Source organism: Nocardioides alcanivorans (assembly GCF_021555175.1).
Taxonomy (GTDB): domain Bacteria; phylum Actinomycetota; class Actinomycetes; order Propionibacteriales; family Nocardioidaceae; genus Nocardioides; species Nocardioides alcanivorans.
Window position 1 is genome coordinate 24,805 of the sequence record NZ_JAKGRW010000040.1, and the last position, 20,556, is coordinate 45,360.

Annotated in this window: 19 protein-coding genes and 1 pseudogene; 14 read left to right on the top strand and 6 right to left on the bottom strand. The window is 70.5% G+C overall.

Annotated features, from left to right (window positions below):
- The first annotated feature begins 232 nt into the window (after window positions 1-232).
- Both L1066_RS17795 and L1066_RS17800 read left to right on the top strand, forming a co-directional pair.
- The gene (locus L1066_RS17795; RefSeq protein WP_235737561.1) at window positions 233-1,561 is read left to right on the top strand and encodes a tetratricopeptide repeat protein; all 1,329 of its coding nucleotides are present in this window, start codon (window positions 233-235) and stop codon (window positions 1,559-1,561) included.
- A 13-nt stretch (window positions 1,562-1,574) separates the two neighbouring features.
- The gene (locus tag L1066_RS17800; RefSeq protein ID WP_235737562.1) at window positions 1,575-1,820 is read left to right on the top strand and encodes a hypothetical protein; all 246 of its coding nucleotides are present in this window, start codon (window positions 1,575-1,577) and stop codon (window positions 1,818-1,820) included.
- Window positions 1,821-1,846: 26 nt separating this feature from the next.
- Here L1066_RS17800 and L1066_RS17805 read toward each other — a convergent pair whose 3' ends face one another.
- On the bottom strand, window positions 1,847-2,053 hold the full coding sequence (locus L1066_RS17805; RefSeq protein WP_235737563.1) for a hypothetical protein: 207 nt from the start codon (window positions 2,051-2,053) through the stop codon (window positions 1,847-1,849).
- A 358-nt stretch (window positions 2,054-2,411) separates the two neighbouring features.
- Here L1066_RS17805 and L1066_RS17810 point away from each other — a divergent pair, with 358 nt between their 5' ends.
- From L1066_RS17810 to L1066_RS17820, 3 genes are read left to right on the top strand one after another with little or no spacing between them, the layout of a single operon-like run.
- The gene (locus L1066_RS17810; protein WP_235737564.1) at window positions 2,412-3,416 is read left to right on the top strand and encodes an NAD-dependent epimerase/dehydratase family protein; all 1,005 of its coding nucleotides are present in this window, start codon (window positions 2,412-2,414) and stop codon (window positions 3,414-3,416) included.
- A complete protein-coding gene (locus tag L1066_RS17815) occupies window positions 3,416-3,877 on the top strand; it encodes a GNAT family N-acetyltransferase (RefSeq protein ID WP_235737565.1) in 462 nt (153 codons plus the stop codon). The genes L1066_RS17810 and L1066_RS17815 overlap by 1 nt, the downstream gene beginning before the upstream one ends.
- Before the next feature lie 12 nt (window positions 3,878-3,889).
- Window positions 3,890-4,624, top strand: coding sequence for a YqeB family protein (locus tag L1066_RS17820; protein ID WP_235737566.1), 735 nt, complete (start codon window positions 3,890-3,892; stop codon window positions 4,622-4,624).
- Here the strand turns inward: L1066_RS17820 and L1066_RS17825 are convergent.
- Both L1066_RS17825 and L1066_RS17830 read right to left on the bottom strand, forming a co-directional pair.
- Window positions 4,566-5,684 carry an MFS transporter gene (locus L1066_RS17825; RefSeq protein WP_235737567.1) on the bottom strand — a complete coding sequence of 373 codons (1,119 nt, stop codon included), beginning with the start codon at window positions 5,682-5,684 and terminating at the stop codon, window positions 4,566-4,568. The genes L1066_RS17820 and L1066_RS17825 overlap by 59 nt on opposite strands.
- A 49-nt stretch (window positions 5,685-5,733) precedes the next feature.
- A complete protein-coding gene (locus L1066_RS17830) occupies window positions 5,734-6,270 on the bottom strand; it encodes an NADPH-dependent FMN reductase (protein ID WP_235737568.1) in 537 nt (178 codons plus the stop codon).
- Between the two features lie 77 nt (window positions 6,271-6,347).
- Between L1066_RS17830 and L1066_RS17835 the strand changes: the two genes are divergently transcribed.
- Window positions 6,348-6,830 (top strand): universal stress protein, encoded by a 483-nt coding sequence (locus L1066_RS17835; RefSeq protein WP_235737569.1) that lies wholly within the window; start codon window positions 6,348-6,350, stop codon window positions 6,828-6,830.
- A 3-nt stretch (window positions 6,831-6,833) separates the two neighbouring features.
- Here L1066_RS17835 and L1066_RS26975 read toward each other — a convergent pair whose 3' ends face one another.
- Together L1066_RS26975 and L1066_RS26980 are read right to left on the bottom strand one after the other, a co-directional pair.
- Complete coding sequence (locus tag L1066_RS26975) at window positions 6,834-7,097, bottom strand: SDR family oxidoreductase (RefSeq protein ID WP_312008190.1); 264 nt, start codon at window positions 7,095-7,097, stop codon at window positions 6,834-6,836.
- Entirely contained in the window at window positions 7,004-7,594 is a 591-nt protein-coding gene (locus tag L1066_RS26980; RefSeq protein WP_312008167.1) for an SDR family NAD(P)-dependent oxidoreductase, read from the bottom strand. Before L1066_RS26980 ends, L1066_RS26975 begins: the two co-directional genes overlap by 94 nt.
- A gap of 164 nt (window positions 7,595-7,758) precedes the next feature.
- Between L1066_RS26980 and leuS the strand changes: the two genes are divergently transcribed.
- The 3 genes from leuS to L1066_RS29195 all read left to right on the top strand — a co-directional run bounded on the left by leuS (window position 7,759) and on the right by L1066_RS29195 (window position 12,462).
- Window positions 7,759-10,266 carry a leucine--tRNA ligase gene (gene leuS, locus L1066_RS17845; protein ID WP_235737570.1) on the top strand — a complete coding sequence of 836 codons (2,508 nt, stop codon included), beginning with the start codon at window positions 7,759-7,761 and terminating at the stop codon, window positions 10,264-10,266.
- A gap of 119 nt (window positions 10,267-10,385) precedes the next feature.
- A complete protein-coding gene (locus L1066_RS17850; RefSeq protein ID WP_235737571.1) occupies window positions 10,386-11,480 on the top strand; it encodes a DNA polymerase IV in 1,095 nt (364 codons plus the stop codon).
- 25 nt (window positions 11,481-11,505) lie between these two features.
- A complete protein-coding gene (locus L1066_RS29195; RefSeq protein ID WP_235737572.1) occupies window positions 11,506-12,462 on the top strand; it encodes a DegV family protein in 957 nt (318 codons plus the stop codon).
- A 325-nt stretch (window positions 12,463-12,787) separates the two neighbouring features.
- On the opposite strand, the gene L1066_RS17860 is transcribed toward L1066_RS29195, so the two are convergent.
- Entirely contained in the window at window positions 12,788-13,060 is a 273-nt protein-coding gene (locus L1066_RS17860) for a hypothetical protein (RefSeq protein WP_235737573.1), read from the bottom strand.
- A 326-nt stretch (window positions 13,061-13,386) separates the two neighbouring features.
- Here L1066_RS17860 and L1066_RS28845 point away from each other — a divergent pair.
- From L1066_RS28845 to L1066_RS17880, 5 genes and pseudogenes are all read left to right on the top strand, one after another.
- A pseudogene (locus L1066_RS28845) lies at window positions 13,387-13,473 on the top strand (hypothetical protein); the annotation flags it as partial.
- Between the two features lie 697 nt (window positions 13,474-14,170).
- Entirely contained in the window at window positions 14,171-15,094 is a 924-nt protein-coding gene (locus L1066_RS17865; protein ID WP_235737574.1) for a ComEC/Rec2 family competence protein, read from the top strand.
- Window positions 15,033-15,761 carry a ComEC/Rec2 family competence protein gene (locus L1066_RS17870; RefSeq protein ID WP_235737575.1) on the top strand — a complete coding sequence of 243 codons (729 nt, stop codon included), beginning with the start codon at window positions 15,033-15,035 and terminating at the stop codon, window positions 15,759-15,761. Before L1066_RS17865 ends, L1066_RS17870 begins: the two co-directional genes overlap by 62 nt.
- A 105-nt stretch (window positions 15,762-15,866) precedes the next feature.
- Entirely contained in the window at window positions 15,867-19,418 is a 3,552-nt protein-coding gene (locus L1066_RS17875; protein WP_235737576.1) for a chromosome segregation SMC family protein, read from the top strand.
- A gap of 105 nt (window positions 19,419-19,523) precedes the next feature.
- Window positions 19,524-20,552: an iron-siderophore ABC transporter substrate-binding protein gene (locus tag L1066_RS17880; RefSeq protein ID WP_235737577.1), complete on the top strand. Its 1,029-nt coding sequence runs from the start codon at window positions 19,524-19,526 to the stop codon at window positions 20,550-20,552.
- Window positions 20,553-20,556 lie beyond the last annotated feature (4 nt).

Genomic DNA, 20,556 nt, shown 5'->3' on the forward strand with positions numbered 1-20,556 from the left:
CGCTGCGTGAGTCGGGGCGACTGCGGATCGACGCCGCTCAGGTCGTCGACGCGAAACCCCTGCCGCGGGGCGGCCTGGACGTGACCCTCTCCGACGGCACCAGCCGCGAGGTCGGCTGGGTGGTCAACTGCACCGGACCCGGGCTCGACGTCCGCGAGCTGGGAAACCCGCTGCTCGACGACCTGCTCCGGCCCCGTGCGGGCGGTTCCTCGCGACGCCGGCCACCGAGGGCATGGGCTTTCTCACGGACGCCGGCCGACTGGTCCGGCCCGAAGGGGCCGCCGCGCCCATCTGGGTGCTCGGTGCGCTGCGGCGCGGTGAGCTCTTCGAGTCCACGGCCGTGCCGGAGATCCGGATCCAGGCCCGTGCCGCCGCGACCGCGGTGCTCGACGCGGTCCGCGCCGCTGCCACGCCGGCCGGAGGACGGTCGCCTGGTCGGTGGTCACCACCCGATCGCCCGACCGCGGGACCCCTCGGCATGCCGCTGTCGACCACCGCAGAGGCGGCGAACGCGTTCAATGCCGGACTGGAACGGGTGATGCGGTTGCAGTCGGGCGGTGAGGAGTTGATCGCGCGAGGCCGCCACCTCGACCCGGACTTCGCGGTCGCCCACCGCTGCGCTCGCCATGCCCGGTCACGAGGCCGGGGCCTCCTGCGACGTGACGGCCAGCCTCGAGGCAGCCGCCGAGGCGATCAGTCGTCGCGGGGACGCCCGCGAGGCGAGCCTGGTGGAGGTCGTACGACGACGCGTGCACGACGTCCGGGACACCGGTGCGCAGGCACTCATGCCGCACATCGCGACCTACCCTCGCGACGTGCTCGCGGTCTCGGCGGCAGTGCCGACAGATTGCGTTCTCCGGGCGTCACCGATGTGCAGCGGGAAGCCTGGGACCTGGTCGAGGGCCTGGCCCCGGCGTACGGCGACCACTGGTGGTACATCTCGCTCCTGGCGTTCGCGCGGCAGGACCAAGGACGCTTCGAGGAGGCCGGGCTGCTCGCGGAGAGTGCGCTCGTGCGAACTGTCCTCCGGTCATGCCGTCCACGCTCAGACCCACGTGCCTCTACGAGACCGGACAGCACGAGCTCGGTCGGACCTGGCTGGACCACTGGGTCATCGAGAGCAGGTCGAGCTGCCAGTCACCGGGCGCACTTCTCCTGGCACGCGGCCCTGCACGAGCTCGCTCTCGGGGACACCGAGGCCGTGCGGCAGCGCTACTACTCACAACTGGCACCGCCCGCGGTCACCGGCGTCCGTTCCCTGATCGACTCCGCCTCGATCCTGTGGCGCTGGCGGCTGAGCGTCACCGACTGGGATGTCGCCGCCGCGACCGTGGGCGCGACGCCGGTCTTCGCCGGCGAGGCGCCGCCGGCCCCGGTGGCGTCGGTGATCGGCGCGCTGGACCCGGCCCTGCTGACCCGCCCGCAGACGCCGTTCGTGGCCCTTCACGCCGCTGTCGCGCTCGCCGCTGCTGACCGTGCCGACGACCTGCGGCGCTTGGCGAAGCACCTGTCTACGCGCCGAGGAGACCGTCTGGCGTGCCGTCGTGGCGCCGGTGTGTGAGGCATTCGCGTTCATGATTCGGAAGGAATGGGCCAGCGCGGCACGCCTCCTCGACGAGGTGCTGCCCGACCTCGCCCGCGTGGGAGGCTCCGCCGCGCAGCGCGAGATCGTCGAGGAGGCGCTGCTGTTCTGCCAGGTCAGCGCCGGCGACGCGGCTGGCGCGACTGCCATCCTCGACGCCCGCCTCGACCGCCGCCCAGCCCATCTGGACCGGTGCCGCCGGGTCGGCCTCGACCCGGCCGGAGCGCCGGTGGGCTGAGAAGTGACTGACCGCAAGGCCTCGCCTCAGAAGGGTTGGGGTGCGTCCGCCGTCCGGAGCTGGCCGATCCGCTCGATCTCGCCAGTACCTCCGAGCGCGCGGGCGATCGCGGGAAGCTCGGCCCTGTCCACCGGGTCCAGCCCGTCGAGGCAGAGCCGGTCGCCGTCGTCGAACGTGATCCACAGTTGTGGGCGATCCCGCAGCTGCGACTCCCACGGCTCCTGCCAGCACACGTAGCGAACGTTGGCGTTCGCCCAGGAGTACCCGACCCCTGTCTCTCGGCGATCGCGCCGCCTTCGTAGATGTGGATGCGTGCGCCCTTGCCGCGCAGCCTTCCCACCGCGGTGGACACGAACATCACGGACAGCACGATGTAGATGAGCCCGGTGACGCCGGAGACCAACATGGCGAGGACACTGCTGCTTCCGCTGCGATCTTCGCCGCGTCGGAGGAGGGGCGCTGCACGTTGGCTGCTGATCGGGGGTCATGTGTCGGTCCTCCTTCAACGGCGCCGGCTCTCCCAGCGTGCGCCGACCTACGCCGAGCGCGAACGTCCTTGCTCCATCCTGCGCGAACCGCTGGACTTGCAGGATGCGCATTCTCGTTCTCGGCGGCACCGGGTGGCTGGGTCGCACCATCGCCCGAACGGCCGTTGCGGCCGGCAACCACGTCACCTGCCTGGCCCGAGGTGAGACCGGCGGTCTCGCCGAAGGTGTCCGCTTCGTGCGGGCCGACCGTGCCGATCCCGGCGCATACGCCTCCGTCGCGGTCGAGCGTTGGCAGGCCGTCATCGACGTCGCCCGCCACCCCGGGCACGTGCGCAGCGCAGTTGCCGCGCTGTCCGGATCCACCGAACGGTGGGCCTTCGTCTCGACCGGCAACGTCTATGCCGATCACAGCACGCTCGATGCCGACGAGGCCGCCCCGCTGCTCGATCCCCTCGTCGGCGACGTCATGGCCTCCATGGAGGAGTACGGCGCTGCGAAGGTCGCGTGCGAGCAGGCGGTGCTTGCTGGACTGGGGGAGCGGGCCGTCGTGGCTCGTTCGGGACTCATCGGCGGGCCGGGCGACGAGAGCGGACGATCGGGCTACTGGCCGCGCAGGTTCGCGCACCCGTCCAACCCTGCAGCCGAGGTGCTCGTGCCGGCAGCCGACCTGCCGACGTCGCTGATCGACGTACGCGACCTCGCGGCGTGGCTCGTGGCGGCCGTCACCGGTGACGAGCTCTCGGGGACCTTCGATGCGATCGCCAACCGCGTAACACTGGCCGAGCACCTCGAGACCGCGCGGGAGGTGGCCGGCCACGTAGGTCCGCTCGTCGCTGCCAGCGATGGGTGGCTCGCCCAGCAGGGAGTCGAGGAGTGGTCGGGACCGACGTCGTTGCCCTTGTGGCTCCGCGACCCCGACTGGCGGGCCTTCGCCGGTCGCAGCGGCGCGAAGATCCTCAGGTCCGGGCTCCAGCCACGGCCGCTGCGCGAGACCCTCGCCGACACCTTGGCCTGGGAGGAGTCACGCACCCCGACGGGCTGGCACGGCGCCGGTCTCACCGACGCCGAGGAGTTGGAGCTCCTTGCGTCCTACCACGGGGCTCCCTGATGCCCTCCGACATCACCCTGCGCGCGGCGCGTGCGGACGAGGCTGCGCTCCTCACCGAGCTGGCGCTCCGGTCCAAGGGGCACTGGGCCTATCCGGAGGAGTTCCTCGTGGCCTGCCGCGACGAGCTCACTGTCAGCGAGCGACTGCTGCCCCGGGTCACGGTGGCAGAGGTCGGCGGCCAGGTCTGCGGTTTCGCCCTCCTGGCCACCGAACGACGTGGTGACGAAGGCGAACTGGCCATGCTGTTCGTCGACCCGCCATGGATCGGGAAGGCGGTGGGCGGCGTACTCATGCAGGCCGTCCTGCGCGAGGCCCGCTCGCGGGGCCTGCGTACCCTCGTCCTCGATGCCGATCCGGGAGCCCAAGGCTTCTACGAGCGGTACGGCGCCACGAAGGTGGGGGTGTCGCCCAGCGGTTCGATCCCCGATCGGGTGCTGCCACGGATGCGTTTCACACTCTGAGGAGTCACGACCATGTCTGAGAGCGAGCGGACGGCCTCCGACGACTCCGAGCAGCGGACCGTCGGGGGTTTCGACGGCCCTGGTCGGGTGCTGGTGTGTGGACTCTTCGCCGCGGTGGGAGCCGTGCTCGGCGCCGTCGTGCCCCTGCTCGCGAGGTGGGCGAGCGATCTCCCGTGGGCTCCGTTCAGCGGGCCACTCGAACTCCTCGGCTCCTTCGACCAGGCCTGGCTGGTCTGGGGACGGCCGGCGCTGGTGGCCCTGGTCGGGCTCGGCTTCGCCGGCTGGGTCATCGCGGCCTCGCCGGTGCTGCAGGTCAGCAGCACCGAGATCCAGGTGCAGCGGCACGGACGGGTCGAACGCGTGATTCCGCGGGAGAAGGTGGACTCGATCCACCGGCGCGGTGCCAAGACCGTCATCGAGTCGACACAGGGACGCGAGCTCTTCGCCGACGAGGTCGAGGGCGGGATCGGCCCGGTCCGCGCGGCCTTCGTCGAGACCGGCTGGCCCTGGGAGGGCCCCGGGACTGAAGCGACGCGACGCGCGGCTCAGCCGCGGCGCGCGGAGCACCAGAGCGCCACCGGAGCGAACGCCAACGAGACGAGCCCACCGATCAGCGCGAGTGCGGCGAAGCTGGTGAGGCCCATGATGACCCCCGACAGCGCTGCACCGGCCGCGCCGGCGAGCGCGATCAGGACGTCGACGCTGCCCTGCGTGCTGGCACGGGTCGACAGGGAGTCGCATCGATGAGCAGCGCCGTGCCGGCGATCAGACCGAAGTTCCAGCCGAGGCCGAGAAGCACGAGGGAGAGCGTCAGCAGCGGCATCGAGTCACCGGGGGCGAACGCACCGACCAGGCCAGCCAGCAGCAACGTCACCGCCGCTGCGACCGCCATGGGGATGCGCCCGACGCGGTCGACGAGTCGTCCGGTGATCAGTGACGGCAGATACATCGCGGCGATGTGCAGGCCGATCACCAGCCCGATGTGGCTCATGGCGTGGTGGTGGTCGCGCATGTGCACTGGGGTCATCGTCATGATCGCGACCATGGCGAACTGCGTCAGCACCATCACCGTCGCGCCGAGGACGATCCCGGGCGTCCAGCCCGGCGCCTCGGCGACCCGGTCGGTGTCCGGGTCCGGTCGCGGGGTCGTCTCGGCAGCGGCTGCTGCCAGGGCTCGTGCCGTCAGCAGGGGATCGGGTCGCAGGAAGCAGAGGAGCACGAGCGCGGCAGCCGCATAGGCGACAGCCGCGAGCAGGAACGGTCCACTCAGCGTCGGGATCCCCAGTGCATCGGCCAGGTCGCCCAACGGTTCCACGAGGTTGGGGCCGGCGACCGCGCCCAAGGTGGTCGCGAGCATCGCGACGGACGCCGCGGTCGCCCGTCGCTCGCTCGGCGCGAGGTCCGTGCCGGCGTACCTCGCCTGCAGGTTGGTCGCACTCCCGGCCCCGTAGACGAAGAGAGCGACGAAGAACAGCACCGGGTTGTCGAGGACAGTCGCGACCACGATGCCGACAGCACCGAGGGCGCCTGCGGCGAAGCCACCCGCGAGACCCCAGCGGCGTCCGGCGACCTGCGACCAGCGCCCGACGAGGAATGCGGCCAAGGCGGATCCCAGCGTGAACAAGCCAGCGGGAAGGCCAGCGACGCTGTCGCTGCCCAGCATGTCCTCGGCGATCAGCGCGCCGACGGTGATGCCGGCGGCGAGACCGGCGCCGCCCAGCATCTGGGAGGCGACGACGGTCCTCAGCGTGCGCTGGTGGAGGGCAGCGACGTCGATCTCGCCGCCCAAGGCGTTGGCGGTGCTCAACTCTCCAGTCGCCTGCGTACGTCGGCCCGCAGGTCGGCGAGGGCACCCGTCAGCGCCGACATCTCGTCCAGCATCGCGCCGGCAGCCTCGGCCGTGCCTTCGGGGAGGTGAAGACCCCCTCGGCGATGTGTTGGGCGTGGAAGGCGATGTTGACCGATCCGAAGACTGGCACCATCTTCAGCGTCGTCACGACCTGCTTGAGCTGTTGCACGGCGCGAGTGCCGGCCGCGATGCCGCCGTACGACACGAAGCCGACGGGCAGGTGTGCCCACTCCTGGCTGAGGGTGTCGATGGCGTTCTTCACGGTGGCCGGGTAGCCGTAGTTGTACTCCGGCGTCACGACGACGACCGCGTCGCCGGCCAGCACCTGCTTGCTCCACGCCCAGGTCGAGTCCAGCGTGTACTGCCGCAGGCGCGGGTGGTGCGGCTCGGCCAGGAAGGGCAGGTCGAGCTCGGCCAGGTCGACCAGCTGCAACTCGTAGTCCTCCCGCTCCTTCACGAGATCGGCGAACCAGGTCCCGATCGGGAGGCCGGCGCGGCCGGGGCGGGTGGAGGCGATGACGACGGTGAGAACGGGGAGGGCCATGGCTCAGATTGAAACAGAGGAGGGGGTCGTGGGCCGGACTCGGCACGGCATCACCGTGGGTACGGCAGAATGGGCGCATGGCCGGCCAGAGTGATCAGACAGTTCGAGAGATCCGCCCTGAGGGTGGCGTCGTCGTCGGGGACGACGGTTCGGTCGGTGCGGCCGCGGCCGTCCGGTTCGCCGTCGAGGAGGCTGCTCGCCGCGGCACCACGTTGCACGTCGTCCGGGCGTGGTCGATCACCAGCGCGGTGCGTCCGGACGGTCTTCCGATCAACGTGACCCCGTCGCTGCTCGAGCTCGAGGAAGCCACCCTCAACGCTGAGCAGGCCCGCATCGCCGAGCTCCTGGGTGATTCACCCGAGGTGCCGGTGGAGGTCAACGTCGTCTACAGCCCGTCGGCCCAGTCGCTGATCAAGGCGTCCGAGACCGCCGACGTCGTCGTGGTCGGCGCCCGAGGCAAGGGTGGCTTCGCCGGACTCGTGCTTGGTTCGGTTGCCGAACAGGTGGTGGCCCATGCGGTCGGTCCGGTGATCGTTGCGCGTCCCAGCAGGACCGACTGAACCTCAGGTGATCGTCAGCCCGCCGTCGACAGGCAGCGTCTGTCCGGTGATGTAACCGGCGGCGTCGGAGGCGAGGAAGACCACCGCAGCGGCCAACTCCCTGCTGTCTCCCTTGCGACCAGCGGGGATCCGGACCGCCATCTGGTCGAGGTAGCCCTCGGGGTAGGTGTCGGTCATCTCCGAGGCGAAGAAGCCCGGGGCGATGGCGTTGACCCGAATGCCCTTGCGACCCGTCCACTGCTGGGCCAGGTCGCGGGTGAGTCCGATGAGCGCTGCCTTGGAGGCGGAGTAGGCGGCCTGGGGAGGCCGGCCGTGGTGAGGCCCAGCACCGAGGAGATGTTGATGATCGACGAGCCCGGCTGCATGACCCGACCGCACGCCTGTGCCATCCAGTAGCAGCCGTTGAGGTTGATGTCGATGACTCGACGGAACTCCTCCGGCGTCTCCTTGGTGGCGGGGACGGCGGTGCCCAACCCGGCGTTGTTGACCAGGATGTCGACCCGCCCGAACTCGGCCATTGCTGCGTCGACGAGCGCCTGGCAGGCGCTCGGGTCGGCGACGTCGGTGGACACCGACAGGGCACGGCGGCCGTGACCATCGACCAGGGCTGCGGTGTCGGCCAGCCTCTCGACCCGGCGAGCGCCCAGCGCCACGTCGGCGCCGGCCTCGGCCAGGGCATCGGCGAAGGCGACACCGAGGCCGCTCGACGCACCGGTCACGACGGCCACCTTGCCGTCCAGGCGGAAGAGTTCACTGAGAGTCATGCGGGTCACCCTAATGGCCCGAGGAGGAGTATCATCGAGACCGTGCACCGCATCCTCCTTCTTGCCCAGCCGCGCTGACAGACGAACCAGCGTGGCCGCCCTCCTGTCCGGAGGGCTTTTTTGTGCCAGATGGTGGCAGGCAGAAGGACCAGCAGAGGAGTGAGATGAGCGAGCAGGACGCCAACCGGGAGACCACCGAGGGTCCGGCGTACGACGTCGAGGCCGTGCAGGAGAAGTGGCGCGCGGTCTGGGACGAGCTCGACCTCTTCCGTGCCGACGACGCGGTGGTGCTGTCGGGGGAGCGCGAGAAGCGTTATGCCCTGACGATGTTCCCCTACCCTTCCGGCGACCTGCACATGGGTCACGCCGAGGTGATGGCACTGCACGACGTGGCGGCGCGCTACTGGCGGATGAAGGGCTACGAGGTGCTCAACCCGATGGGTTGGGACTCCTTCGGACTGCCCGCGGAGAACGCGGCCATCAAGAACGACGAGCACCCGGCGACCTACACCTACGGCAACATCGCCACGCAGCTGGAGTCGTTCAAGCGCTACGGCGTCGGCTTCGACTGGGAGCGCCGGTTCAACACCTCCGATCCCGAGTACTACCGCTGGACCCAGTGGCTCTTCCTGAAGCTGCGGGAGCAGGGGCTGGCCTACCGGAAGAACTCGCCGGTCAACTGGTGCCCCAACGACCAGACCGTGCTGGCCAACGAGCAGGTCGTCGACGGCGCCTGTGAGCGCTGCGGCGCCGAGGTCACCAAGCGGGAGCTGACCCAGTGGTACTTCCGCACCACCGCCTACGCCCAGGAGCTGCTGGACTCCCTGGACGACCTGGCCCTCACGTGGCCGAGCAAGGTCGTCAACGCCCAGCGCAACTGGATCGGTCGCTCCGAGGGTGCCCACGTCACCTTCGAGGTCGAGGGCAACGACCCGGTGACGGTCTTCACCACCCGCCCCGACACGCTCTTCGGCACCACCTTCATGGTGATCGCCGTCGACTCACCGCTGGCCGACACCTTGGTCACGGCCGAGCACCGCGCCGACTTCGAGTCCTACCGCGACGAGATCCGCAAGGCCAGCGACATCGACCGGTTGGCCACCGACCGCGAGAAGACCGGGGTCTTCCTGGGCGTGCACGCCACCAACCCGCTGACCGGCGCGCAGCTCCCGATCTGGGCAACCGACTACGTGCTGGCCGACTACGGCACCGGCGCCGTGATGGGCGTGCCGGGCGGCGACCAGCGTGACTGGGAGTTCGCCACCGCCTTCGACCTGCCGATCATCCGCACCACCGAGCCGCCGGCCGACTGGGACGGCGAGGCCTACGCGGGCGAGGGTGCTGCGATCAACTCGCCGGCCGCGGGCGTTGCCTGCGAGCTCGACATCAACGGGCTGGGCGTCGAGGAGGCGAAGCAGGCCACGATCGCGCACCTGGAGAAGATCAGCCGCGGCACCGGGACGGTCAACTTCAGGCTTCGGGACTGGCTGCTGTCGCGCCAGCGCTACTGGGGTGCGCCCATCCCGATCATCCACTGCCCGGTCGACGGCGAAGTGCCGGTGCCCGATGACCAGCTTCCGGTGCTGCTGCCGGAACTGAAGGGCGCCGACCTGAAGCCGCGTGGCACCTCTCCGCTGGGTGCGGCCACCGAGTGGAAGTCGGTCGCCTGCCCGACCTGCGGTGGCCCGGCCGAGCGCGACACCGACACGATGGACACCTTCGTGGACTCGTCGTGGTACTTCCTGCGCTATGTCTCCCCGAACGACGACACCCAGGCGTTCGACACCGCCCTGGCCAACGCCTGGGGCCCCGTCGACCTCTACGTCGGTGGCGACGAGCACGCGGTACTGCACCTGCTCTACTCGCGCTTCTTCACCAAGGCCCTGCGCGACATGGGACTGATCGACTGGGACGAGCCGTTCTCCGCCTACCTGAGCCAGGGCAAGGTCCTCAACGAGGGCCGCAAGATGAGCAAGTCGCTGGGCAACGGTGTCAGTCTGGGGGACCAACTTGCGGAGTTCGGGGTCGACGCAGTCCGGCTGACCCTGGTCTTCGCCAGCCCGCCGGAGGACAACATCGACTGGGCCGACGTGTCGCCGGCCGGTTCGCTGCGCTTCCTGCAGCGCGCACTGCGACTCAGCGGTGACGTCACCTCTGCCCCCGGCACGTCGCCGGTGGGCGGCGACCAGACGTTGCGGCGGGTGACGCACAAGATCGTGCACGAAGCCGAGCGACTGCTCGAGACCCATCGTTTCAACGTGGTCGTCGCCCGCACCATGGAGCTGGTCAACGCCACCCGCAAGGCGATCGATTCCGGGTGTGGCCCCGCCGACTCGGCGGTGCGTGAGGCTGCCGAGACCGTGGCACAGCTGCTGTCGCTGGTGGGGCCCTACACGGCCGAGGAGATGTGGGCGGAGCTCGGCCACCAGCCCGGCATCGCCGCAGTGCCGTGGCCCACCGTCGACGAGGCCCTGCTGGTCGAGGACTCCGTCACCGCGATCGTTCAGGTCAAGGGCAAGGTGCGCGCGCGCCTGCAGGTTGCCCCGGACATCTCCGAGGCCGACCTGGAGGCCGCTGCCCTGGCCGAGCCCGTCATCGCCGGCCTCATCGAGGGACAGACGGTGCGCAAGGTGATCGTGAAGGCCCCGAAGCTCGTCAACATCGTCGTCTGAGCCTGCGCCTTTTCCGCGATAGTCCCTGACGTATTTGTAGTCCGCCGCACGGATCGCGACAAATACGTCAGGGACTATCTCGATTTCGCGGGGCAGACTGGGGAGTGGACCAGGCGGAGATGTCTCGCGACCGGTGGGTGCTGCACGTGGACCTCGACCAGTTCCTGGCCGCGGTCGAGGTGCTGCGGCGTCCTGAGCTGGCGGGGCTGCCGGTCGTGGTCGGCGGGCGGGGTGACCCGACGGAGCGGGGCGTGGTCTCGACGGCGTCCTACGAGGCGCGCGCCTTCGGGGTGCGGTCGGGAATGCCGTTGCGTACGGCGCTCAAGCGGTGCCCGGAGGCTGTCTTCCTGCCGGTCGACTTCCCGGTCTACGAAGCGGCCTCGGCACAGGTGATGGATACGTTGCGCGGGTTGCGCTGGGAGGGGCGCGACGCCGTGGTCCAGGTGCTCGGCTGGGACGAGGCCTTCCTCGCGCTTCGTTCGGAGGACGATGCGCGGCACGAGGGCGATCCGCCGATCGATCCGCAGGGACTTGCCCAGAAGGTGCGGGCCGACGTGCTCGAGGTGACGGGGTTGCGCTGCTCGGTCGGGATCGGCAACAACCCGGTGCAGGCCAAGATCGCGACCGACTTCGGCAAGCCCGAGCCCGGCGTGCACACCATCGGCCATGCGACCTGGGGTGAGCAGATGGGACACCGCCCGACCAGGTCGTTGTGGGGAGTCGGAACGAAGATCTCCCAACGCCTCGCGAGGCTGGGCATCGAGACCGTCGACGACTTGGCTGGGGCCGGCATCGACGTGCTCGCGGACGAGTTCGGCCCCGGCACCGGGCCGTGGTTGCAGCAGCTGGGGCGTGGCCTCGACACGCGGCGGGTCGACGCCACGCCGTGGGTGCCCCGAGCGCACGGCCGCGAGGAGACGTTCCAGGCCGACCTCGAGGACTGGACAGAGGTGGAGGCGGAGTTGCGCCGGATCACGGCGCGGGTGGTGACCGACATCGATGCCGAGGGGCGACTGGCCGAACGGGTCGGCATCAAGGTGCGGTTGAAGCCGTTCCTCACCTTCACCCGGGTGCACAAGCTGCCGGCGCCGAGCAACGATCCAGAGGTTCTCGGCAACGAGGCGGTCGCGCTGCTGGAGCGGATCGAGCGGCGGGCTCCGGTCCGGCTGTTGGGGGTCCGGTTGGAGATGGTCGAACCGCCGGGAGGCTACTGACGGGTCCCCCCGCTATTCTCAGCGCATGTCACGGATCGCGATCGTCACCGACTCGCCGGCTTCGTTGCCGCCGGAGGTCGTCGAGGAACACGGGATCTTCGTGGTGCCGTTGCAGGTGATCATCGGTGCGACTGCCTACGACGAAGGTGTCGACGAGGGCGCCAGCCCGGCGATGGTGGCGAAGGCGTTGAAGGAGTTCACGCCGGTCTCCACCTCGCGTCCCTCACCGGCGCGGATGCTGGAGATCTATGCGCGCATCGCCGAGCAGGGTTACGACGAGATCATCTCGATCCACCTGTCCGGTGAGATGAGCGGCACCTTCGAGTCGGCGCTGGTTGCCTCGCGGACCGCGGTGGTGCCGGTGCACCCGGTCGACTCTGCGTCAGGTCGGCCCGGCCACGGGTTATGCGGCAGTCGCGGCAGCGGTCGCGATCACCGGCGGCGCCTACGCGGCCCAGGACGCCGCTGCTGCAGCCGCGGCGAGGGCGGCAGGTTCGGCGTCGCTGTTCTACGTCGACACGCTCGAGTACCTGCGCCGCGGCGGGCGAGTCGGCGCGGCGGCCGCACTCTTCGGCGGGGCCCTCGCGGTCAAGCCGCTGCTGCGGATCGACGAGGGAGGATCGAGTCGTTCGAGAAGGTGGCACCGCCGGTCGAGCGCTCGGCCGGCTCGAGGGCATGCCGTGCAGGCGGCGGGAGAGCAGCCGTCGAGGTGACCGTGGCCCATCTCGCGAGTCCCGAGCGGGCCGAGATGTTGGCGACCAAGCTCGCGGCACGGGTGGCGCTGGTGGCTCCGGTCCGACTCGCGGAACTCGGCGCAGTGCTCGGTGCGCACGTCGGCCCGGGGATGGTCGCCGTGTGCGTCACGCCGGCCATTGACGGTGCCGTGCCCTCGCGGACGTCGAGGCCGAGGAAGGCCTCGATGAGGAACCGGAGACCGGCTCCGACTGAGCCCGCCGGTCTCGGCTGCTCTTCTTGTGGATGACGTTCCTCCACAGCGGGCCGTACGCCAGCGCCGACAGCGCCAGGCGATGCCTACGGTCGCTGGCATGCGGTTCCCGTGCCAGCTCCGCCCATGCCGAGGCCCTCGCCCGCCGGCTGAGCAACTGAGCGGGGGAGTTGTCGGGCAACACCCGGCCGGGCCTCCACGGACCTGCGTCGAGCCCCGGGCCGCTCACCCTCACGACGACGGGTGGGACGACTACACCCGGATCCGTTCGGTGCCTCTGCTGGGAGCGGAGCCTTCGCCCGTTCCGCCGGTTCCGGAACCGGTCGTGGACTCGGGCCACCGCCCGCCCCGAGCCTGGCCGTCACGCAGCTCGACGGGGCGGTCCTTGGCTGGACGTCTCCGGATTGCGGGGCGGGTGGCCCTGGGGCCGGGCCACGTGGCGCTGGTGGCCGTGCTGGCACGCAGTCGGCCTCGGGATCACCTGCTGGTGGGTGCTGGCCGATGACGCGGGCGAGCCGTTGCCAGCCGCATACGCGCCGACGGGGCTGGTGACGCCGTCGGGCGAGGCACCGGCAGCACCGGCTCCGACCTCGGCCACCGAGGTGATCGTCGACGTGGCGGGGAAGGTCCGCAACCCGGGACTCGCCGTCCTGGGGCTCCGGGGCCCAGCGCCGTCGACGCCGTCGAGGCTGCGGGTGGGGCCAACGGGTGGCGCCGACCTTCCGGCCTCAACCTAAGGCGGGTGTTGGCCGACGGCGAGCAGATCGTGGTGGGGAGCCACAGCCGCAAGGGTTCGCTGCAACGGCTGCACCATCGGCCGCTCCGGGGCGCCGGGCCGACAGGCGCACTGGTCACATCAATGACACGGCTGGCGGTCGCCGAGCTCGACGAAACCGCCCGGCGTGGGGCCCGTGACGGCGCAGAAGCGGTCACCAGACCGGCGTGACGCCATAACGGTGGGTTCCGGCTTCGGTCGACCAACTGCTCGACGTCCAGGGCATCGGGGAGAAGACCCTTGCCGAGCTCGCGCCACTGGTCACCCTCTGATGGGAGCTGCCGTCGATCGGGCGACGGAGCGCGACCTCCGGCCTTCCGGTGGTGGCCTGGTCGCCTGGCTGGAGCACTGGTCGGCCTGCAACCGGGGTCGTGGGCAGCGGTGCCACGGGCGTGGTTCCTGGCTGCTGCGGCGGCGTTGGCCCGGTGGGCGGTGCCGCAGCGACGCTGGATGGTGCTGGCTCTGGGTGTTGGTGGCCCTGGCGGTCGCGGCGGGGGCCGATTTCGCCATCAGGTGGTCGGGGAAGGGCGGTGTCTCGCTTGGCGCAACCCGCGCCGCGGTCGAGGTGGAGGTGCGCGTGGTCGACGACCCCCGGGCGATCTCGGGCGGCTTCGGCGAGGGCCATCGAGTGCGGGTGCTGGTCCGGGTGCAGCGCATCGGCTTCGACGGCAACCAGTGGCGGTCCGCTCGCCGGTCCTCGTGTTCGGCGACGGAACGTGGCGGAAGGTGGAGACCGGCAGCGTGCGCCACGGCGAGGCTGCAGGCTGGCGCCGAAGACGACGCCGATTCGCCGCGACCGCGGTGCCGCTCACGCGCGCGGTCGCGAGAAGAGTCTCGGCGGGGGCCTTAAGTGGGCGGCGGTGGGCAGGGTGCGCAGGGTAGTGAGGCCGTCCCGGCGGCCGGGCATCCACAGAGCGCGTTGGTGCCAGCCCTCGCCGACGGGGACGATGCCGATCTCGCCGGAGCGGCGTGAAGGCCGACTTCCGCACGACCGGCTTGACGCATCTGTTGGCGGTGTCGGGCACCAACTTGGCGCTCGTGGTCGGTGCGCTGGTGCTGGTCGGACGGTGGTGCGGGTGCGCGCGTCGATGGCACTACCTGTTGGCGGCGCTCGGCATCGTCGGCTTCATCCTGCTGGCGCGCACCGAACCCTCGGTGGTGCGAGCCGCGGCGATGGGCACGGCGGCACTGCTCGGCCTCGCCCACAACTGGCCGCGATCGCGGGATCCGCGCGCTGGGCCTGGCGGTGCTCGTGTTGCTCGTGTGGGACCCGTGGCTGGCAGTGACCGTGGGCTTCGCCTCAGCGTGTTGGCCACCGCCGGAATCCTGCTGCTCACGCCCGCCTGGGTGGCGGCGATGGAACGTTGGACGCCGCGTTGGGTGGCGCGAGGCCGTGACGGACGCCGCTGGCTGCGCAACTCGCGTGCACGCCCGTGGTCGCGGGCATCTCCGGCGGAGGTGAGCCTCGTGGCGGTGCTGGCCAACCTGCTGGCCGCTCCCTGGGTCGCGCCGGCGACGATCCTCGGCCTCGTCGGTGGCCTGACCGTGCTGGTGGCCCCACCCGCTGGGGCACCTGCTGGGTCGCGGGGCGGGTTGGTCGGCGGCCGCGATCGTCTGGATCGCGGAGCGTTGCGCCCGCACGTCGCTCCCGGCGATCACGTGGGGCACCGGCGCGCTCTCCCTGACCGTGCTCGTCTCCGTGTGCCTCCTGCTGATCCTGATGGCCGGGCCGGTGCTGGCCCGGCGGGGAGTCGCCCTCGGCACCGGATGCATGCTGACGGTGGTGATGCTGGTGCCGTTGCCACGCCCCGGATGGCCACCCGACGGTTGGGTGATCGTCGCCTGCGACGTCGGCCAGGGCGACGGTCTGGCGCTGCGCAGCGGGCCCGGTGAGGCGGTGGTCTTCGATGCCGGACCCGATGCTCGTGCGATGCAGCGCTGCCTCGATCGACTGGGCATCGAACGGGTGCCGCTCCTGGTGATCACCCACTTCGATGCGGACCATGCGGATGGGCTCGCTGGCGTCCTCCAGGGGCGACAGGTGGGCACCGTCTGGGTGAGTGCTCGAGCAGATCCGCCCAGCTCCGCCGATCGGGTGCTCGCCCTCGCTGGCGCGCGGGCGGAGGTGCCGACGTACGCCGAGACGAGGCAGATCGGTGACGTCACGTTGCAGGCGGTGGGCCCGGTCCCCGGCGCTCCGATCACCGGCCCCAACGACTCCTCCGTCGTGGTGCTGGCCGAGGTGCGCGGGGTCCGGATCCTGATGACCGGCGACGTCGAGCCGGCCGGCCAGCGACTGCTCGCGCAGTCGCTGGCGGGATTGCAGGTGGACGTGCTCAAGGTGCCCCATCACGGGAGCCGCCACCAGGTCTTCGACTTCCTCACCGGGCTGGGGCCGAAGGTTGCGTTGGTGTCGGCGGGCGCCGACAACGACTACGGCCATCCCGCGCCCGAGACACTCGAGGCGCTGACCGATGCGGGGGTGAGCGTGCTGCGCACCGACGTGGACGGCGACGTGGCGGTGGTACGTCGCGGCGGAGTGCTGCGGGCGGTGCGTTGAGCCGAGGTCACTCGATCATGGCGACGACGAACGGAGAGTCGGCCCGAATGGGGCGTGGCCCGGCGGCGCGATGCCCTAGGCTCGGGGCGGTCGAGAGGAGTCGTCTTGTATCTGAAGAGCCTGACCCTGAAGGGGTTCAAGTCCTTCGCGTCCTCGACCACCCTGCAGCTCGAGCCCGGCATCACCTGCATCGTCGGTCCCAACGGCTCCGGCAAGTCCAACGTCGTCGACGCGCTGGCCTGGGTGATGGGGGAGCAAGGCGCCAAGTCGTTGCGCGGCGGCAAGATGGAGGACGTCATCTTCGCCGGCACCGCCGGGCGGCCGCCACTGGGGCGCGCCGAAGTCGCACTCACCATCGACAACTCCGACGGCGCCCTGCCGATCGAGTACGCCGAGGTCACGATCAGCCGCACCATGTTCCGCAACGGCGGCTCGGAATATGCCATCAACGGCAACTCCTGCCGGTTGCTCGACGTGCAGGAACTGCTGAGTGACTCCGGTATCGGCCGCGAGATGCACGTCATCGTCGGTCAGGGACAGCTCGACTCCATCCTGCGAGCGACCCCCGAGGACCGTCGCGGCTTCATCGAGGAAGCCGCCGGGGTGCTCAAGCACCGCAAGCGCAAGGAGAAGGCACTCCGCAAGCTCGACGCCACCGAGGGCAACCTCAACCGGCTCAACGACCTCCTCAGTGAGATCCGCAGGCAGCTCAAGCCGCTGGGACGACAGGCCGAAGTGGCGCGCAGGGCAGCCACCGTGCAGGCCGACGTGCGCGACGCCCGCGCCCGGCTGATGGCCGACGACCTCGTCAGGGCCCGCACCAACCTCGAGCAGGAGCTTGCCGACGAGACGATGCTGCAGGAGCGTCGCCGCAAGGTGGAGGCTGACCTGACCGCCGCTCGGGAGCAGGAGGCCGCGCACGAGGCGGCGTTGCGTGAGAGCCTGCCCGCGCTGTCACGGGCCCAGGACACCTGGTTCTCGCTGTCCGGGTTGCGGGAGCGACTCCGAGGCACGCAGTCGCTCGCCTCCGAACGACTGCGCAACGCCCAGGCGCAGGCACCCGAGGAGGACTCCGGGCGTGATCCTGACCAGCTCGACGCCGAAGCGGAACGCGTCGGTGTGCAGGAGCAGCAGATCTCGGCCGAGGTCGAGCAGCAACGTGTTGCGCTCAACGCGGCGGTTACGGCCCGCAAGGCGGCAGAGGATGCGGCCTCCGAGGAGGAGCGGCGGGTTGCCGGTCTCCAGCGTGCCGCCGCCGACCGCCGCGAGGGCCTGGCTCGGCTCCACGGGCAGGTCAATGCGCTGAAGTCACGCGCTGCTGCTTCCGACGAGGAGGTCGGTCGACTCCGAGCTGCACGCGAGGAGGCCGCGGCCCGTGCTGATCGGGCGCAGCGGGACTTCACCGCCCTGGAGACCCAGGTGGCGGGACTCGACGCCGGCGAGGAGGGCCTTGACGCGGAGCACGAGGACGCCAGCAACGCACTCGACGACATCGAGGAACGGCTGGCCCAGACCCGCGATCAGGCCCGCGCGGCCGATCAGGAGCGCACCGGCCTCGCCGCGCGCAAGGAGGCCCTCGAGATGGGTCTCACCCGCAAGGACGGCGCCGGCGCACTGCTGGCCGCCACCGACAGCGTCTCGGGCCTGCTCGGTTCGGTCGCTGCCCTGCTCACGGTGAAGGCCGGTTACGAGGTCGCCGTGGCTGGGGCGCTCGGCCAGGCCGCCGATGCGGTGGCCGTCTCGGGTGGCGGTGCCGCCATGGACGCCCTCGGGCACCTCAAGGAGGGCGACCTCGGTCGCGCGGGCCTGCTGGTGGGCGGCGCCGAGGGAGACCGGCTCCGGCAGCTGGCCGGCCCTGTCGCCCGGTGCCGTCTATGCCGTCGACGTCATCGACTGCCCCACCGACCTGCGTCCGGCCCTGACCCGGCTGCTCCGCAAGGTCGCCGTGGTCGACGACCTCGCTGCTGCCCGCGTCCTGGTCGACCAGCACGCAGACGTCGACGCGGTGACCCGCGACGGCGACCTCTTCGGTGCCCACTTCGTCTCCGGCGGCTCCAGTGCCAGTCAGTCACTCATCGAGATCCAGGCCGCGCTCGACGAGGCGACGGACTCGTTGGGCGAGGCGACGACGAGGGCCGAGCGGCTCACCTTCGAGATCTCTCGTCTCGAGGGGAGCGGTTGGAGGCGCAGAAACGCGTCGACGTGGCGCTCGCCCAGCTCCACGAGTCCGATGCGGCGTTGGCTGCCGTGGCCGAGGAGCTCGGGCAGTACGGCTCGCAGGCCCGCGCTGCCCGCGGCGAGGCCGAGCGCCTGGCTGCCGCGATCGTGAAGGCGCAGGAGTCTCAGGAGTCGGACCTTGCCGGTCTGGCCGAGCTCGAGGCTCGCCTCGCCACCGCCGAGTCCGCCCCTGAGGAGGACCCGGACACCGGCGAGCGGGAACGCCTGCTCGACGTCGCGCGTGAGTCGCGACAGGGTGAGATGGATGCCCGGTTGGCGTTGCGCACCGCCGAGGAGCGTGCCCGTGCCCTGCACGGGCGTGCCGACGGCCTGCGTCGCGCTGCCCGTCAGGCGCGTGAGGCCCGGGCCAGGGCTGCCGAACGCCGCGAGCGGATGGCTCGTGAGGCGCGGGCTGCCACCGCGGTCACCCGGGGTGTCGACTTCGTGCTTGAGCGACTCGAGCACTCGCTGGCCCTCGCGACTCGGGAACGCAGCGAGGTGGAGGAGTCCCGCGCCGGGCGTGAGGAGGCGCTCATGCAGGTGCGGGCCGGGATGCGTGACCTCAGTCGGGAGCTCGACGAGCTCGTCAACTCGGTGCACCGCGACGAGCTCGCTCGCGCCCAGCAACGCATGCGCATCGAGCAGTTGGAGGAGAAGGCGCTCGAGGAGCTGGGACTCGACCCGGACGGGCTGGTGCGCGACTACGGACCGGACCAGTTGATCCCGCTGCCGGAAGGTGACGACGCGACACCGGAGCCGCCCGCCGGCGTACCGTTCGTGCGCGCGGAGCAGGAGAAGCGGCTCAAGGCGGCCGAGCGGGCGTTGGCGATGCTCGGCAAGGTCAACCCGCTGGCGCTCGAGGAGTTCTCAGCGATGGAGGAGCGACACCGCTTCCTCACCGAGCAGCTGGAGGACCTCAAGACCACCCGTCGCGACCTGCTCGACATCGTCAAGGAGGTCGATGCCCGCGTGGAGCAGGTGTTCACCGAGGCATGGGAGGACGTCAGGGAGGCGTTCGACCACGTCTTCAAGCGACTCTTCCCGGGCGGCGAGGGCAAGTTGGTGCTCACCGACCCCTCCGACATGCTCACCACCGGGATCGAGGTGGAGGCCCGACCCGCCGGCAAGAAGGTGAAGCGGCTGTCGTTGCTCTCCGGCGGTGAACGCTCGCTGGTCGCCGTGGCGTTCCTGGTCTCGCTCTTCAAGGCACGCCCTTCGCCGTTCTACATCCTCGACGAGGTGGAGGCAGCGCTCGACGACACCAATCTCGGACGCCTGCTGGAGATCTACGAGGAACTGCGGGAGAACTCGCAACTGCTCGTGATCACCCACCAGAAGCGGACGATGGAGGTCGGCGACGCCCTCTACGGCGTGACGATGCGGGGTGACGGCGTGACCACCGTGATCAGCCAACGTCTGCGTGAGACGGAACACGCCTGAGGCTCCCCTGGGTGGGCCGGTAGCAACCTCTCCCAACGGTTCGTTAGGTTAGGTATGCCTAAGCAGTACGCATGCTGCTGCATCCCTCCCGACCGAAAGCGATCCATGAAGTCGTCACGCCTCCGCACGGCTGGTGCCGTGCTGCTCCTGTCCACCACGTTCCTCCTCGGCGCCTGCGGCTCCGGGACGGACGACGACCAGGAGCGCGCCGGTGGCGACGCTGCTGCCTTCCCGGTCACCATCGACAGCGCTCTGGGCGAGGCGGAGATCCTCGAGGCGCCGAAGCGCGTCATCACCCTCGGGCAGGGATCCGCCGAGACGTCGATCGCGCTGGGCAACATCCCGGTCGGCATGGAGGAGTACGCGTGGGGTGCCGATCCGGAGACCGGCTACCTGCCGTGGGTCCACGACGCGGTGACCGAAGCCGGGGGTGAACTGCCCGAGCTGGTCGGCTCCGGCGAGGAGCTCGACACCAAGAAGATCCTCAGCCTCGATCCCGACGTGATCCTGGCCCCGTGGTCCGGGCTCACCCAGGAGCAGTTCGACCAGCTCAACGCCATCGCTCCCACCGTCGCCTATCCGGACAAGGCGTGGAGCGTGAACTGGGACGAGCAGATCGAGATCATCGGCAAGGCCCTGGGGCAGTCCGAGGCGGCCGACGCCCTGATCGATGACCTCGAGGACCAACTCGCCGCCGCCGCGGAGGAACACCCGGAGTACGCCGACTACACGTTCTCCTACGTCTACACGACGCCGGACACCCTCGGCGTCTTCCTGCCCGACGAGCAGCGGGTGGCAGTCGTGCGGGCGCTCGGTCTCCAGGTCGACCCGGCGGTCGACGACATGGAAGAGGTCGAAGGCACCGACTCCGCGATCATCGGCTACGAGAACGCCGACCAGCTCGACGACTCCGACCTGATCTTCACCTTCTACTCCGACGAGGCGCAGAAGAAGCAGGCGCTCGCGAACAAGCTCTACGCCCAGATCCCGGCGATCCAGAACGACGCCGTCGTGGCCAGCGACGAGAACTCGTTCGTGACCGCGTCGTCGATGATCAACCCGCTCACCCTGCCCTATGCGCTCGAGCGCTACGTGCCGATGATCGACGAGGCCATCGCCAAGGTTGCGAAGTGACCTC